This is a genomic window from Jeotgalibaca sp. A127, assembly GCF_052266745.1.
In the GTDB taxonomy this organism is placed as follows: Bacteria; Bacillota; Bacilli; order Lactobacillales; family Aerococcaceae; genus Jeotgalibaca.
Window position 1 is genome coordinate 281,284 of the sequence record NZ_JBQPRC010000003.1, and the last position, 14,471, is coordinate 295,754.

Consider the following 14,471-nt stretch of genomic DNA (forward strand, 5'->3'; position numbering starts at 1 on the left):
TTATATCAGCCCCTTTTCATTAAGCAGTGTTTTCAAATCTGCCAATTCTTGCTTCAATGTATCGTTCTCTTTAACCAGTTGGTGCGTTGCTATCCATGCACGCCTGTTCATCTGCGTTTCATTGATTGCCCATGCTACGTCATCAGGTACGTCTTCATCCGGTGTTTGCGTAACGAGTTCGGGGTCAAGCGCCGATAAGTCCTGGGCGATGAAACCAAGTTCCGTCTGCGAACCGAAACGATCTGTATTCTTCCATGTAAAGTTCTTCGGTTGAATGCTACGGAATAACGATAGACCGTCATATTCAGCATCCACGATGTTTTCTTTCAATCTTTCGTCCGATTGGTTGGTGATGTCGTTGCCTTCCATGGAGAGCGTTTTATAGATGTATGCGCGTGTGCTGTCCACCATTAGGATAGGCGTAAAGCCTCCGCCCGTTTGATCCCCAACACCCAACTTAGCGCCAGATGTCCCTTTGACGGCAATTCGGTTGTCCGTGTCGTTTAGGATGGAGCCGATATTTCCGGTTTCCAGAATGCCTGTTCGCAATTTTTGCACTTCGGTAATTTGTTTCTGATTCATGTTCAGATTGCCGTTAATTGCGACATCATCTTGAAACGTTGCTTTTTTACCGAAATACAACCGGTCCAAATAACTTAAATATTCAATCAGCGGCGAAAAAGTATCATCGCCATTTGAATAACGTAATTGCAATGACCGACCATTTGCAGTTGTTAGCGTAAAATTGTTGTTTGCCCCGTCTTGTGAGAATCCAATGTACCCAACAGATTGTCCCGGGGAATCACCTCCGGGCGCTCGAACAAGTAATACGCCATTTTGAAGGAGTGTTTGAGAACCATTTATAGCATCCGAAACAATATTTCCCGTATCCAAATCCATTCTTAGTCTTGTTCCGGTCAGAACACCGCTCTTCAAGTCCATAACGCCATTTTCTAAGTCCCAATAGCTGCCATCAATCGGCGATAAAATACGACCAGCTGTCAATACGCCAGTATTAACCGCATCTAGTGTGATACCGTCTCCTGTCATAGCTGTACGCCAATCCCACGTGCCATCTGGATTCTTAGAATTTGCAATTAATATCTTGCCCGCTCCCATGTAAACCACTTTGCTTGGATTTTGGTCTATCGGCCTATCAAATGAGTAATAACCGCCCGGAAGTCCATATTCATTGTTGGCATCTAAATCATAGTTGTATCCATCCTCATTGAAATAGCTGTCTACAATCGCCTGTCTTAACATTTCCAGCCAATAAACAGTTTGTTCTTCTTGCTTCTTAATCGCTGTTGCTGTCTTTTTCGTCCGTTGCGCAGCGGATTGAACCAACTGTTCGCCGAATTGAATTGTTTTGATAGAAACGTTTAAAAAGTTACGCTTCAAATTAAATACACGTGTTTTATAACGGATGCCCATGTCAGGGCGCAAAATGGTAACAATCTCGCCTACGTCTGCCCGACCACTTTCCAGCACGTTAGATTTAAACTGCACTTTCGGACGGCATTCTGTTAATGCGTATTCGTAAGTGGAATCAAGCAACTCCGATTCATCTTCAATGTCTGGAAAGTCGATAACCGTCATGCGTGGCGTACCGTCTTCATAGCCGTACAAATCAGTCGCCCAAGGTATTTCTACATAATCTTGCCCGATTGGCTTGTCAACTGGATTACCGCTTGCTACAGACCAATTTACAGCGCTAAAATCAATCTTACGCCCAAAACCATCGCCGACTTCTTCTCCTTTACCACGTCCGATAAATGCGGTAAACACACTCTCTCGCATTTCTTCCGCTACCACTGTGAGTAAGCTATCGCCATATTCGTACCACTTGCCGTAATCGTCTGATAAGCGGTCATAGATATCAATATACTTACCTGTTACTTTACCGTTCGAAAATGTCATGCGTGGCTTAAATTCTACTCGCCATTTTTCGATAAAGTCCCAAAAGGCTTCTAATTTAGACACGTAATAATAATTTGACGTGCCTCTGTGTGTAGAATGCACTTGCCCTAGCTGCCAACCTGTATCCTCTAGTATGTATTCCATAACAGTTGGTATTGTTGCATTCCGTGGTCTCCTGTCACGTATGACGCCACGCCCAGCCAAATCATCAAACAGTACGTAAATACCCTCAAATGTAAATTGTCCGTTTTCTTTGGTGTAGTTGACAATCTTGTATTGCCAAAAAACGTTTGGGTCATCAATATCACGCGTGCCATAAAATTGGGCTTGCTCGATGGATTCAGTATAGATGCCCGTTACTGTTCCTTTAATCAGTCCGTTTAATGCCCAGTCTTGACTATTGGCCGTTAAATTTTCAAAGGGAACGATGTCTATAAGCTCCTTGTTTTTATCAAATAAATAAATAGGCTCTATTTCCATCTCCCCCTCGTCTGGATTGTAACGGTTGTGTCTGTAGGTGTTACCCTGATAACGTCATTTCGCTTAATTTTGAAGTCGTGAAAGTCTGTTTCCGCATAATCCAAATTATTCATGATGTTCTGTCCGTTTTTAGTTAATTTTCTGTCCTGATTCGTTTCAGTCAATCGGATAATGATTTCATCGCCTGTTTTGTAATCGCCATTCAATATGATATGCCGTCCCGTATTCACGTTATCCACTGTTATTTTTGTAGCGTTTTGCGCCATTCCAAGGCGTATTACATCCGGTTTAATCGCATAAGGTGTGGGTAGATAAACAGTTAACGGATTGCCCGCCTGCTCCGCTTCCTTTTCATATTTAAACGGATCACTACAATAAATTTCAAATGTGCCGATAACCGTGTTTCTGTCTGCCGGTATCTCGCTCATTGAGCTTAATTCACCGTAATATGTAATTTCTAAATCATCGCGAAATCGCACCGGAACCTCTCCGTTTGTTTCTAGCAACCAGTTTAACTTTCTGAATGAACGTTGAAAATCCTCGTTATCACACGCTTCCAGTCGGTACTGTATGCGCAATATTCTCGGTGGTAATGTTTTGCCAAATGTTACCGCTCCATGCCGTCCTGAGATGTTACCGGATGTTTCTAGGTCATAGCCAATTGTTTCCCTACCTTCGACGTTAAGAGTCTGGTAGCCCTGTATCTCGTCCTCTAATAAGATGTTATTAAAAAGCATAGCTACAGAGGGTAGCCATGCCGATGATTCACGATTCGTTAATTCTTTATATTCGTACATGATTCCCCTCCTATAGATATGCTAAATCTAGCTGTACGCTTGCATTTTGCTTATTGGATATATCATCCACAAAACCGCTGTAAGCTTGATTACCGAGATTTAATGTGATATATGCTGGTTGCTGATTGATAGTCAATTGACCGTTTGCTGTCATGGCGTAGCCACCGGATACAGATGCAGCAAGTGCGTTGTTAAGTTGTCCGGTCATGCTTTCGGCTTGTGTAATCGCACCGCCTACCATGTCCCCCATGGAATTCTTAACACCAGTAGCGCCTGTTTTGATACCTTCGATAAACCCTTCGTCTGTCCACAAACCAAATTGTTTGAAAAGCTTAGAGGGAGAGTTGATACCTAGCAAGTTTTTAGCCCAGTCAATCGAGCCGCCAATTGCGCCGCCAACAGCGTCAACCAAGCCTTTCGCTTTCTCTGTCACGCCACTCACGAAACCAGCGATTAAATCCCGTCCGGCTTGTACCGCTTGTTCACCAAACGATTTCGCTTCTGTAATCGCATCCTCAAACCCTTGCTTCACTTTAGCAGGTAGCTCGCTAATCCACGTGCCGACACTGTCAATCATTTCAGTAATTTTAGCGATAACATCATCTTTCAACTGGATAGCCTTAGCAATCGCTTCATCTTTCATTTCGTTAAACTTGTTAACCGCATTTGTTTTCATGGTTTCGATTTTTTGCGGTACTTCTGTTTTTACACGTTCAAACCACGCTAAAACATTATCACGTAAATTAGCAACGGCCGTTTCAACGTTTGCCTTTACTTCATTAAATTTATTTGTAACGTTTGTTTTAAGTTCTTCTATTTTTTCAGCAACGGCCATTTTGATGTTCTCCCAAATCTGGATTAAGTTATCTTTGATGTTGTTCCAAATTGTAGACGTGTTCTCTTTGATGATGTCCCACGCTTTACTGATCGCTTCTTTTACTAAATCTAAATCGCCTGTAAACAATCCAACAATCGTTAATAATAATGCTGCAAAGAACGCCTTAATACTTTCCCACACAAGTTCTGTTGTTGTTTTGATTCCGTCCCAAGCGGTTGAAATGAGCGTTGTCAAAGGCTCGAAAAACTCCGCTATACTTGTGCCGATTTCAGTCAGTTTCGTTGTAATCGCTTCTTTAATTTCGGTCCACTTGTCGGATATGCCTTGCTTGATTGCTTCGAATTTTTCAACGATTGCTGTTTTCATATTCTCGATTGCGGTTGCGACGCTCTCTTTGATGTTGTTCCAACCGTCAATCAAGTTTTGTTTCGTCGTTTCAATCCATTCAAGAAACTTCGCCTTCGTTTCTTCCACGAATGTCGCAACGCCCTCTTTGATGTTGCCCCATGCTTCAATCAGTTTGTCTTTCAGTTCCAGAGCCTTCGCTTTCACTTCGTCCCAGTTCTTCCATAGCCAAATTCCGGCAGCGATCAATGCGACAATTGCCAACGTAACCCAGCCAACCGGACCCATCAACGCTGCAAATCCTGCTTTTAGTGCTGCAAAACCTGTCGCCCCTGTCGCAATAGCCCCAGAGAACGCTGCAAATGCCCCGGCCACTGCACTAAAAACGCCTAAAACAACCCCAACAACTTTTGCAATAACGCCGACAACTGCTATAAATGGTCCTGCTGCTACAACTGCCAAACCTAGTTGCTTCTGCCAATCTTCAAACGGTAGGTTATCCCAAATTGTTTCTAATACGCGTTTTACGTTACTTGCAAATGTTTCTACTGTTTCGCCTAGTACTTGAAACATGACCTCTACATCGGCGTTCGAGTCGCCTAGTCCGGCTACCAAGTTTTGAGCCGCAGCGACCATCGTATCGAATGACCCACTGACCGTTTCGGAAGCTTCTTTCGCGGTCGTTCCGGTAATTCCCATATTCTCTTGCGTGACGTGGATTGCTTCAATCAACTGGTCAAACGGTATTTCCTTGACGTTTTCAGCCGTTGCTTCAAAGCTATCTCCCATGACACCTGACTCATTTACTAACCTAGCCATTTCTCCGGCTGTACCACCAAACCCTAATTTGAGGTTGTCGAGCATGGTGTAATTATCCTTACTAAATCCCTGATATGCGTTTTGTATGTCGCCAATACTTGTACCAAACGTGTTCGCATTATCGGCCATGTCCACAATTGCCTTGTCTGCGTATTCCGCAGCCTTAACGGTGTCGCCATCTAGCCCAGCGAGCAAAGTAGCCGAGAATGACGTGACTTGCTCCATATAGTCCACTCCGGACACACCGGCACGCCTATAGGCACTTTCTGAATTCTTGATAACCGCATCAGCCGAATCGCCAAACAGTTTTTCAATCCCGCCGACAATCTGTTCCAAGTCCGCGTACGACTTGACCGCAGCCGTCACCCCAGCGATAGCCGGAGCGGTGATCGCTGCACTCATTGCTTTGCCGGCTCCGATGAAGTTTTCACCCACTTGACTCATGGTGTCGCTTGACTCACTCAAGAAACTGCTTAGTGATTTGCTCGATTTGCTTGTGAAATCGCCGAGTGCCTTCTTCGCTTCCGCCATGCCGTTCTGGAATTCCTTGACGTTCGCGCCGATTATTGCCGTAATATTAAAATCTGCCATCGTTAACCTCCTTTGCTGTTTAGTCGTCTATTCATTTCCGCAATGGTTAACTTCCTGACGTTTGTTTTTTCCTTTGGCGCAAAAATACGATTGTATTCTTTCGCGTTGTCATAGAAATCATCGAACGACTTGTACGCCGACCGGATTTCCTTACCGACCTTCTTTGTCGCCTTTGCCAACTGGTTGAACCATGCCTGTTTCGCGCTCAATAACTCCGCCTCTTGCGTTTTAATCTGGTGTGCAAGCAAATACATGTGGAACTCGTATTGTGTCATCCTGAGCGTTTCGAGTGGCGTTAAATTGAACCGTGCGATGGCAATGGCTCTTATTTCGTCGGACGTGTAGTCGATGTCGCTTGTTACGCTTTTTTGTTTTTGGTAATGCCCATTTCTCTCCGGTTGGCGGGTAGCTTTTTTATTTCGGTTTCGATTTCCTCGAACAGGATTTCGTATTCGTCATCATCTTCCTGATCCAACAGGCCGTTTATGTAGTCTTCCAGGTCTTTGTTTGACGGCTTACTTGCCAACGTGTTTGTTGCACCCTTCAAAATTAAGCGCAGTGTGGACGGTGACTTCATCGACAGTCCCGCATTCAGCATTAACATGCCACCAACGTTCGTTTTGACGCCTTCGACAACCATGCCATTAGCGTTGTTGATGTAGTCCACAAAGTCCGTTCCAAAATACAAACGGTAATCTTTCTCGTTAATTGTCAGTTCCATTGTTATTCTCCTTTTTGATAAAAAAATAAAGCGGTAGAAATGACTCTACCGCCGTTTGTTATACGCCTGTCTTAGCGATTGTTTCATATTCGTATTGTGCGGATTGTACAGTTGCTAACTGCTCTGGTGTCAGTGTATCAACACCTTCAGCACCGTTTCCGTTAATCGCATAACTCATAGATAACTCCACGTTGCCATCAGCCGGTGCGGAAATATCAAAGGATGTAATGTATCCTTGGTAATACTCTGCGTCATACGTTCCCAATTCGCTGGAACTAATGTCCACTTGCCACATTTCGATTAACTCGTTTGCTTTGAACCATGAACGCAATTGTTTCCAAACCTCGACTGTTTGCGTGTCGTCAGCGTAAGCCAGTGACGTGATGTCGGCCGTGTTCTCTCCGTCTGAAATAGTGTTCACAACACCGTCTTTCGTTGTGGTCGCTTCTGTTTCTTTTCCAAAAGACATTGAGTGCTCTGTTTGGAATTTTAGTTTTGCACCGTCACTTGTTGCGTGGTCGGCGCGTTTACGGAAGAATAAAATGAAATTCTTTCCTGATAATAGTTCTGACATTTTCTAACCCCTTTTCGTGTAAATAAATTCTAGTTCTAAAATGTAATGCAATAGTGGTGTAGCGGTTGAGTTGTCGTTTACCACTCGGTCGTTATAGGCGGTCATTCTAGCCTTGTAATTAAACGCCTCACGCACTTTACCCGCATCGTCATGTATTCGCATCGCCATCGTGTCTAATGCGTTACGTTGCGTTCTCGTGCCGTATAAGTGGATTGTTTGGCTAACTGTTCCGACTAACTCACTATTGCTTGTGTCTGTGTTAAATGCTTCGCCAACAAATATAAACGGATACTTGGCAGACGCGTCGGGAACATAGTCGTATGTATCACCGTGCGCCATTGCAAGTCCGTATAATGTTCTGAAAATAGCGTTGCTTGGTGTCATCGTAATGTTCCCTCCATCGCATCTTTCATGTCGCGCTCAAATTGTGGTTGTAGCCATTGCATCATTGGGCGCATGAATGGCTGTGCGCTCATAAATCTAGTTCCGAATTCTTGGTAACCACTGTAACTAGCCGGCGAATGAACATAACCGCTTAACGGTTTGTAATCGGTGTAAATACTATCGTGTAAAAACCATGTGTCACGTGGTGCGAGGCGCTTGGCTTTCGCCATACCTTTTTCAGTAGTGTTTTTGACAACTTTGTTCGCTATATCGGGCGCTTGTTTAAACGCTTTGCTTAGAAGACCCTCAAACTCATCAGCGCCCTCAAACCGAATCATGTTGTTAGCCATGGCGCTCACTCACAAAAAATACGGTGTCACGCCGGAATTTCTTCACGCGATCAACACCGTATTTCTCACCGTCTATCATCATATATTCAAAATCATGCGGTCTTTCTTGCACACGAACCGTAAACGCACCTGTTTTCAAATTGCCGTATAAAGCTGCCTGCGTTTGTTCGCCTGTATCAGACACGTTTGCCCACACTTGTAGCGAAACACCATCAGCGATGATATATTCACCTGTGATTGGGTCAAACTCCTCTTTGCCGTCCCTAACCAATTCTATTTCTTTGTCAAACCTCATATAAAACGCACCACCCCGACTTTTGGAACGGTGTTTCGTGTCAGGTAGGCGGAAATAGCTTTCTCGTAAGGTGCAAAATCATCAATCCGATACTTCGCCGAATGTCCCTCAACCGTTTCCGACTCCATCCCTTCCGAACCAATGCGGTTATAGCGTGCCACTGTCAGCTCTACTACGATGTAATGCAATTCATCTGGTACGGCATCAACTTCCGCACTCGCTAAACGTCCCAAAAGTTGCGTTTCAGCCGTTTTAATCAGCAATTTGAGTAAATCATCACGGTCAAACGATTCAATGCCCAAAAGCAGTTTTACGTCTTGCAATATAAACATTCAATCACCCTTTCTTCGTGGGTGTCTTTTTAACTACCTTTTTCGGTTCTGTTTTAGGTTTAGGAACAGGCTTTTCCGCCCGCTCCTTTTCCTTGTAGTGTCGTCTTAATAACAATCCCAATTAAATCCCTCCTAGACTGCGGAAGATTTTACAACCTTGCTTGCATCGTATAGGTACGCAGCGTAGTGTTGGTCAGCAGTGATAACAGTCGTTTTCTTCACGATGTCGCGGTCTGCTTCAACTTGTGCGGCACGCTTCATTACCAACGCCAAAGCGCCTTGTTTAATCAAGTAGAACTTGCCTGCTGCCACTTTGTTCGAACGCACCACTTCCACGCCAAGAACATTCGCGTATGTACCGTTTAGCAATGAGTTAGCAGATACTTCTGAACCAAGTGATTTTGCACGCGCATCAGTCAATAGCAACGCTGCATCTGCTGGGTTCATTACGATTGCTGCCGGTTGGTCGTCTTCGTCTTGGAACACGTCTAGCGCAGCTTGCAAAGTAGCCACGTCCACAACGGATGGTGCGGATTGTGTTGCTGTTTCAGCCGCCGCCAATAGGTCGTTATCAACTTTATTCGCAATTGCCATCGTCAATTGTTTGTTTGCTTCGCCAAGCGGGTCGCCCAAGCCGGATAAAATAGCCTCGTCAGTGATTTCCACACCTTTGCCGGCTTTTTTAACCGTTACTGGTTTTTCAGATGTTGCCATTTGATCCAAAGGGATTGCTTCGCCCTCTGCGATGTCTGCCGCGTCACCGATATAAGTGAATGCTGGGAACGTCAATGTTGAACCAGGACGTCCGACCAAGTTTGTGTTCACTTGCGCTAGTGGTGTAAAGCGGATTGCTTTTGCTAGTGAAGCGGAGATAATATCTGCCATTACCTCTGGGTCAACCATGTTTGCTAATTTTGTTTGTCCAACTACCATAATTTATCTTCTCCTTTTTATTGAGTGAATTTGTTATATGTTTCCGGGTCTTTCTGTTTGAGTTCCAAACGTTCCAGATAACCCAGTTTGTCAAATGATTCTTGTGTCATTGCTTGCGTTTGCCCAACATTCGCTTTCGGCGTATTACCAGAGAGTGCCTTCTTCACACCTTGCTCAACTTTTTTATTAATCAAGCCCACAAATGCGTTTACTGCCGTTTGCGTTTCCTCAGCGGTATCTTTCACAACGAATGCGAGTAAGTCTTCATCAACTGAAATCTCTTGTTCAGCAAGCATTTTTGTGGCTTCCTTAGCTAGTCCGTTGCGGGCATCTTTGCGTTTCAGTTCTGCCAGTTCATTCTGCAACTGTTCCAGTTCGTACTTCGCTTTCTCATCCTCGTTCATTTTCGCTAGTTTTTTCGCTTCTTCTACTGCCTTTTCGGCCGCTTTCTTCTCACGTGCCACACGTTGCTTCACGATTTCTTCCAGTTGCGCCTTTGTGAATGTTTCTTCCTTTGGTTGCGTTTCTTCTGGAGCGTCGACTGTCTCCACTTCTTCCACAACTTCGGTGTTATTTAATTCTTCTGCCATTGTTATGCTCCTTTTAAGTCGGGATGACTGTTTACTCACGAATCAGTTTAGTGCCTTAAATCGCGGATATGGGCATAAAAATAGACCGCAATAAGTACGGTCATGAGTTAGATATTTAATTACAGATATGCCATTCTCATGGCGATCACTTCCTTCCTACATTTGGTTTTCTTTGGTTTTCGTGTAGAAATGCAAAGTGTTCACATCCTTTCAAGTTGTTTCATAAACTCCCGATGTGTTTCTAACATACGTTGCTCCATAACCGTTTTAACGGCTTTCTGTGCGATGTAATCGGTGTGTGTAGTCATTTGGATTAGATAGGACTTAAACGGCTCTATGTCCGTAGAATTGATACTTACACTTAGATTCATTTGTTATATCCTTTCCGGCACTTCATCTACCCACACGCCGTTAACTTTCCGCTGCATTGGGATGTAGCCATAAGTTGAGCAGTAGCAATTCGGATGCATGACTGGCAAGTTCTCCCCCATTTTCGCATCTTTTACCGCGAAAACTTTGTTGTCTAGCGGTTTGCACACGCTACATGCTGATTTTTCAGTAACATAAACGTAATGCGTGAATTCATTCGCTTTAAACGACTCAATTTGCGCTTGTACTTTTATTCTTGAGTTCTCCGTCTTCAGCAAACGCATGGTTTCGTATCCAGTCGTTCCCATACGCTCCATTAATCGGTTACGTTCTCGCCTATATCCGTCCATAGTCGCGTAAATCTTATTAAGTGACTTAAACACTTCTTTCTGCGTGGATTGATATAAACCAGTACGCCCCCAAACTCGCTCACTAAAGTTCTTACCGTAGAAGTCTGCATTAACAATTCCTTCGATACGTTTAACCGCACCTTTAGCAGAATTGCCTAGTATGCCGGCTTGGCGTTCTAATTCTAGCCTTGCTTCTTCTCTTAGCGACTCACTAATCAGCTGATAATCCTTGTCGTACATTTTTATTAATTCCCAGTTGATTTCTTCTTTCAGCAATTCAAGTCTGCTAACTTTCATTTTTAAGTTGTACGTTTTCAGCCATTCATTTGTTTCCGGCGAAAAGTCTTTCTCCTTGACTGCCTTCTTGGCTTTATCCGCAAACTTTGTCACGTCCATCTGGTCCGCACGTTTCATTGCTTCGGCTCGTGTCAGTCCTTCGCTGCCAGCATAACGCATATAAAAGCTGTCTATCTGCTCTTGTATCGTTTCGATGTGTTCCTTGTGGATTGCTTCAATCGCTCGCTCACGGTCAAATTCACGCATTGCAAGGTCATTCATTGCCTTACGCTCACGTTCATAGGCTAGTTGCGCTTGTTTACGGCGTTTCATTTCTTCTGGTGTCATTCAATCACCGCCCAAAGCGTGTGGATAGTTCCGCATCGGTCAAGTTAGTTGGCAGGCTTTCTTTGTCCATGCGTTCGATTTCTTTAGCCGGGTTATCAACGATAGACAGAATGCTCAACTGGCTCTCTTTTGAAACGATACCTTCCAATTTACTTGCCGTTTCTGCTTCATCTTGCACGTTTCGTGGGATATTCCTTGTAAAGCGGTACTGAATATCTGCCCAGTCATTTCTCGTGCTGTTAGGTACATTCGTTGGCAATCCAAAGAAGTTTCGGAACATACGGTTCAGACTTCTAACGAATTTTCTTTCTTTTGATGCCGCTAGATTTTTCATTGGTTGCAGCTTGAATTCCAATGCCACACCAGAAGATGTGCCGAATGTTTCATCGTTGATATTGGCAATCATTGATATTTGATAGATTAAATCTTCCAATCTATCGAGCAGGTGTTCTTGTGACGTGTCTCCGTCCGGTTTATTTAAGAACTCCACCACGATCTTTGAAGCATCATCAGTACCAAAGATATTGATGATTCTGTTATCTCTTATCTTATACGCGCCTTCTTGGTCTAACTCTGCACCTAAAACCGCCAAATAAGCATCTGCGAAGTAGTCGGCATCGTTCATTTTAAAGCTCAATGTTTTATTGAACGCATTAATAAGTGTTTCCACAGGTTCAATTAACGATTGTTGTTCTTCATTGCTGACAAACTCGATAACTGGTAGTGTCGGATAGTAGTGTGGTGACTCGTCAGTGAAAACTAGCTTATCTTTCGCTTCTGTAAAAGAGACATATTTATTCTCGGTAATTAACGTTCCTTCTAGTTGATTGTCCTTGTTATAGTGATAGCGAACCGCGAACAATGGATTCTCTTCAATCGTATCATCATAAATCATGAACATATCGAGAGGGCTGTTATATATAACACGTGTGTGCGAATTTTCATTTTGATATTGGTACAAATAAGCAACGCCATACAAATCTGTTAACTTGCCTAACTCTGATAACGTGTCGTCCATATCGTTATGATTCCAATAATCTTGGATAACTTCGTTTATGGTTTCGTTGTCATGAGAAATTTTTACCGGAATACCTAAAAAGTAACCGTTGAAAGTTTCAATCAGCTTTCTGCCAAAGTTAACCACCAATCGATTGTCTGGTTTCCACGCTTCTTTGACTTCCATGTCTAAAATAGGTGGTTTGCTCTCGTACTGTTTCTTTAATGCCAGATAGCGCGGTACCTTTGCTTGGTGCAAGTCGATAAAACCTTGCAAATCTTCGGCTGTCAGTTCGTCGCCACTAAAAACAAATGTCATTTTCTCACTCCTTATAAGCCGTGCTTGAATAGTTTGATTGTTGGTTTGTTTTGTGTCATATCTTCCGCAAAGGCATAGCGTGTCGCATCGATTGTATGGTTATCCAAATCAACCAAGCGTGGTTTGGGGTTGCCATCTCTATCCACTTGGTAATCGATGTTCTCAAATTCTCGTGCGATGTTCGGCGTGCGTTTCGGGTCAATACAGATGAAATCTAAATCATCGAGCCACTGTTCCCCATACTCCACACTGTCCGGACCTTTCTTCACGCCATACATATGCTTAATACCATGCTCTCCTCTTAATTCCGCTATGGATTTCGGCTCTGCACTGTCGGCTGCAATACGATCATTATCATAAGCCTTTCTCTTTAGCCATTCTGCTAGTTTCCGGTTGCTTATCTTTTGACCGTAATATTCGTCCATCGCATAGATACCTTTTTTCTTCTTGTCATAGTGCCAGCGAACGAAAGCCAGTGGGTCAGTTGCATAACCAAAGTCGGCTGCGTTGCGGATGTTATCAAAGTTGTTGTATTCTTCATCCGTTATCGTGCGGAATTGCAAGTTATCGAATGGCACGACACCCGAACCGATTGCCCTACCCAAATACTCCCATTCGTACTTCCTTTGGCTGCGTTCCTTTGTCGCTCCCGCTTCTTCAATGAATTGTTTAGCGATATAAGGGTTATCAAAATAGGTCGAATGATGCACAAATGTATTATCGGGAATAAACGTTGTTTCATACTTCTTATTCACCCACGATTGTTTTCGCTTAGGCGGGTTATACGAATAAAAAAACTTATAAAAAAGACCATCCGCCAATTCCCCACGTAGTAGAGAGTTGGTGATAGTCTTGACTTCATCTTCTGTCTTGAATTCCGCTAATTCTTCAATCCAGCCAATCGCAAAAGGAAAACGGCTATCTTTTAATGACTTGATACGCTCCGGCTCTTGCGCGCCTCGGAATACAACATAATTGCCTCTCGGCTTGTACGTTATTTTCAATGGCGACTTGTTAAATTTGAATAAATGCGTTACGCCTTGTTCTGCTATCGCCCATTTGAGTTGTTCGTATACCGATTGTTCCAATGTGTTATCCGTCTTACGAATGCAAACCGCATTTGTCCCGTACCGCATGATGATCTGGATAATGATATGTGCTATATCGGAGGATTTACCACTCCCACGCCCGCCCTTGCAAACCACATGCAAATACTTGTCGTTCACGCTAGCTCTCCATACGTCATGGAATTTGGGCGGTAAAAGTTCAGACAACTTAACTGATGTCGTCAATGAAACTCACCGCCCCATTCAGTGTGATACTTTGGTCTTTGTCTGGATAGATATCCTCTAGTTTGTTCAGTTCTTGTATGGCATTTATATAAGCGTTAGCCGTACCTTGTCGCACATAACCCTCATCTTGGTTTCTGATGGAGTTCCCAGCCTGTTCCTTTAACCAAATTAAATCATTTATAGCCATCTCTCTCGTCCACAACGCTTTTTGTTTATGTTCCTCAAATAAGTCGTTATATCTTTGGTAAACCTTAGGATTTTTGAATAATTTACTGGCTTCAACATCTAAGTAGTTATCTGTCTTGTTTTTGCTCGAATAACCGGCTTCGATATACGCTTGCCTTTGGGATAGCCCAGCGACTAACCCTTGTACATATTTCTCTTGTTTTGGTGTCAGCGCCAAGCTATCACCTCCTTGTTATTTTTTAATCTCATACTCCCAGCCAATCCGTTTACACTTATCACACTCAGACTTATCCTGTTTGTTCGTGCGGATCAATGCGTACTTCGCATATATCATTTCTTTAGCGTGTTGACTACATAACGTACGAA

The 14,471-nt window shown here is 43.5% G+C and carries 16 protein-coding genes; all 16 read right to left on the bottom strand.

Going from position 1 to position 14,471, the window contains the following annotated elements:
• The gene (locus ACTVAI_RS05325; protein WP_443486078.1) at nucleotides 1–2,400 is read right to left on the bottom strand and encodes a phage tail spike protein; all 2,400 of its coding nucleotides are present in this window, start codon (nucleotides 2,398–2,400) and stop codon (nucleotides 1–3) included.
• On the bottom strand, nucleotides 2,391–3,197 hold the full coding sequence (locus ACTVAI_RS05330) for a distal tail protein Dit (protein ID WP_443486079.1): 807 nt from the start codon (nucleotides 3,195–3,197) through the stop codon (nucleotides 2,391–2,393). Before ACTVAI_RS05330 ends, ACTVAI_RS05325 begins: the two co-directional genes overlap by 10 nt.
• Before the next feature lie 10 nt (nucleotides 3,198–3,207).
• Nucleotides 3,208–5,790 carry a hypothetical protein gene (locus tag ACTVAI_RS05335; RefSeq protein WP_443486080.1) on the bottom strand — a complete coding sequence of 861 codons (2,583 nt, stop codon included), beginning with the start codon at nucleotides 5,788–5,790 and terminating at the stop codon, nucleotides 3,208–3,210.
• Between the two features lie 2 nt (nucleotides 5,791–5,792).
• Entirely contained in the window at nucleotides 5,793–5,999 is a 207-nt protein-coding gene (locus ACTVAI_RS05340; RefSeq protein WP_443486081.1) for a hypothetical protein, read from the bottom strand.
• Nucleotides 6,000–6,148: 149 nt separating this feature from the next.
• Complete coding sequence (locus ACTVAI_RS05345) at nucleotides 6,149–6,511, bottom strand: tail assembly chaperone (RefSeq protein WP_443486082.1); 363 nt, start codon at nucleotides 6,509–6,511, stop codon at nucleotides 6,149–6,151.
• 58 nt (nucleotides 6,512–6,569) lie between these two features.
• Complete coding sequence (locus ACTVAI_RS05350; RefSeq protein WP_443486083.1) at nucleotides 6,570–7,085, bottom strand: phage major tail protein, TP901-1 family; 516 nt, start codon at nucleotides 7,083–7,085, stop codon at nucleotides 6,570–6,572.
• A 3-nt stretch (nucleotides 7,086–7,088) separates the two neighbouring features.
• Complete coding sequence (locus ACTVAI_RS05355; RefSeq protein ID WP_443486084.1) at nucleotides 7,089–7,469, bottom strand: hypothetical protein; 381 nt, start codon at nucleotides 7,467–7,469, stop codon at nucleotides 7,089–7,091.
• The gene (locus ACTVAI_RS05360) at nucleotides 7,466–7,819 is read right to left on the bottom strand and encodes an HK97-gp10 family putative phage morphogenesis protein (RefSeq protein WP_443486085.1); all 354 of its coding nucleotides are present in this window, start codon (nucleotides 7,817–7,819) and stop codon (nucleotides 7,466–7,468) included. Before ACTVAI_RS05360 ends, ACTVAI_RS05355 begins: the two co-directional genes overlap by 4 nt.
• A complete protein-coding gene (locus tag ACTVAI_RS05365; protein ID WP_443486086.1) occupies nucleotides 7,812–8,114 on the bottom strand; it encodes a hypothetical protein in 303 nt (100 codons plus the stop codon). The genes ACTVAI_RS05360 and ACTVAI_RS05365 overlap by 8 nt, the downstream gene beginning before the upstream one ends.
• Nucleotides 8,111–8,446, bottom strand: a complete 336-nt coding sequence (locus ACTVAI_RS05370) for a phage head-tail connector protein (RefSeq protein WP_443486087.1) — start codon at nucleotides 8,444–8,446, stop codon at nucleotides 8,111–8,113. The genes ACTVAI_RS05365 and ACTVAI_RS05370 overlap by 4 nt, the downstream gene beginning before the upstream one ends.
• Before the next feature lie 132 nt (nucleotides 8,447–8,578).
• Nucleotides 8,579–9,379, bottom strand: coding sequence for a N4-gp56 family major capsid protein (locus ACTVAI_RS05375; RefSeq protein ID WP_443486088.1), 801 nt, complete (start codon nucleotides 9,377–9,379; stop codon nucleotides 8,579–8,581).
• 17 nt (nucleotides 9,380–9,396) lie between these two features.
• A complete protein-coding gene (locus ACTVAI_RS05380; protein WP_443486089.1) occupies nucleotides 9,397–9,969 on the bottom strand; it encodes a DUF4355 domain-containing protein in 573 nt (190 codons plus the stop codon).
• Nucleotides 9,970–10,343: 374 nt separating this feature from the next.
• Entirely contained in the window at nucleotides 10,344–11,312 is a 969-nt protein-coding gene (locus ACTVAI_RS05385) for a minor capsid protein (RefSeq protein WP_443486090.1), read from the bottom strand.
• A gap of 4 nt (nucleotides 11,313–11,316) precedes the next feature.
• Nucleotides 11,317–12,627, bottom strand: coding sequence for a phage portal protein (locus ACTVAI_RS05390; RefSeq protein ID WP_443486091.1), 1,311 nt, complete (start codon nucleotides 12,625–12,627; stop codon nucleotides 11,317–11,319).
• 11 nt (nucleotides 12,628–12,638) lie between these two features.
• Complete coding sequence (locus ACTVAI_RS05395) at nucleotides 12,639–13,919, bottom strand: PBSX family phage terminase large subunit (RefSeq protein ID WP_443486092.1); 1,281 nt, start codon at nucleotides 13,917–13,919, stop codon at nucleotides 12,639–12,641.
• The gene (locus ACTVAI_RS05400; RefSeq protein ID WP_443486093.1) at nucleotides 13,903–14,322 is read right to left on the bottom strand and encodes a terminase small subunit; all 420 of its coding nucleotides are present in this window, start codon (nucleotides 14,320–14,322) and stop codon (nucleotides 13,903–13,905) included. The genes ACTVAI_RS05395 and ACTVAI_RS05400 overlap by 17 nt, the downstream gene beginning before the upstream one ends.
• Nucleotides 14,323–14,471 lie beyond the last annotated feature (149 nt).

Excerpts from the sequence above, each read along its gene's own strand:
- ACTVAI_RS05325 (WP_443486078.1), bottom strand. The coding sequence starts at position 2,400 with ATGGAAATAGAGCCTATTTATTTATTTGATAAAAACAAGGAGCTTATA.
- ACTVAI_RS05330 (WP_443486079.1), bottom strand. The coding sequence starts at position 3,197 with ATGTACGAATATAAAGAATTAACGAATCGTGAATCATCGGCATGGCTA.
- ACTVAI_RS05335 (WP_443486080.1), bottom strand. The coding sequence starts at position 5,790 with ATGGCAGATTTTAATATTACGGCAATAATCGGCGCGAACGTCAAGGAA.
- ACTVAI_RS05345 (WP_443486082.1), bottom strand. The coding sequence starts at position 6,511 with ATGGAACTGACAATTAACGAGAAAGATTACCGTTTGTATTTTGGAACG.
- ACTVAI_RS05350 (WP_443486083.1), bottom strand. The coding sequence starts at position 7,085 with ATGTCAGAACTATTATCAGGAAAGAATTTCATTTTATTCTTCCGTAAA.
- ACTVAI_RS05355 (WP_443486084.1), bottom strand. The coding sequence starts at position 7,469 with ATGACACCAAGCAACGCTATTTTCAGAACATTATACGGACTTGCAATG.
- ACTVAI_RS05360 (WP_443486085.1), bottom strand. The coding sequence starts at position 7,819 with ATGGCTAACAACATGATTCGGTTTGAGGGCGCTGATGAGTTTGAGGGT.
- ACTVAI_RS05365 (WP_443486086.1), bottom strand. The coding sequence starts at position 8,114 with ATGAGGTTTGACAAAGAAATAGAATTGGTTAGGGACGGCAAAGAGGAG.
- ACTVAI_RS05370 (WP_443486087.1), bottom strand. The coding sequence starts at position 8,446 with ATGTTTATATTGCAAGACGTAAAACTGCTTTTGGGCATTGAATCGTTT.
- ACTVAI_RS05375 (WP_443486088.1), bottom strand. The coding sequence starts at position 9,379 with ATGGTAGTTGGACAAACAAAATTAGCAAACATGGTTGACCCAGAGGTA.
- ACTVAI_RS05380 (WP_443486089.1), bottom strand. The coding sequence starts at position 9,969 with ATGGCAGAAGAATTAAATAACACCGAAGTTGTGGAAGAAGTGGAGACA.
- ACTVAI_RS05385 (WP_443486090.1), bottom strand. The coding sequence starts at position 11,312 with ATGACACCAGAAGAAATGAAACGCCGTAAACAAGCGCAACTAGCCTAT.
- ACTVAI_RS05390 (WP_443486091.1), bottom strand. The coding sequence starts at position 12,627 with ATGACATTTGTTTTTAGTGGCGACGAACTGACAGCCGAAGATTTGCAA.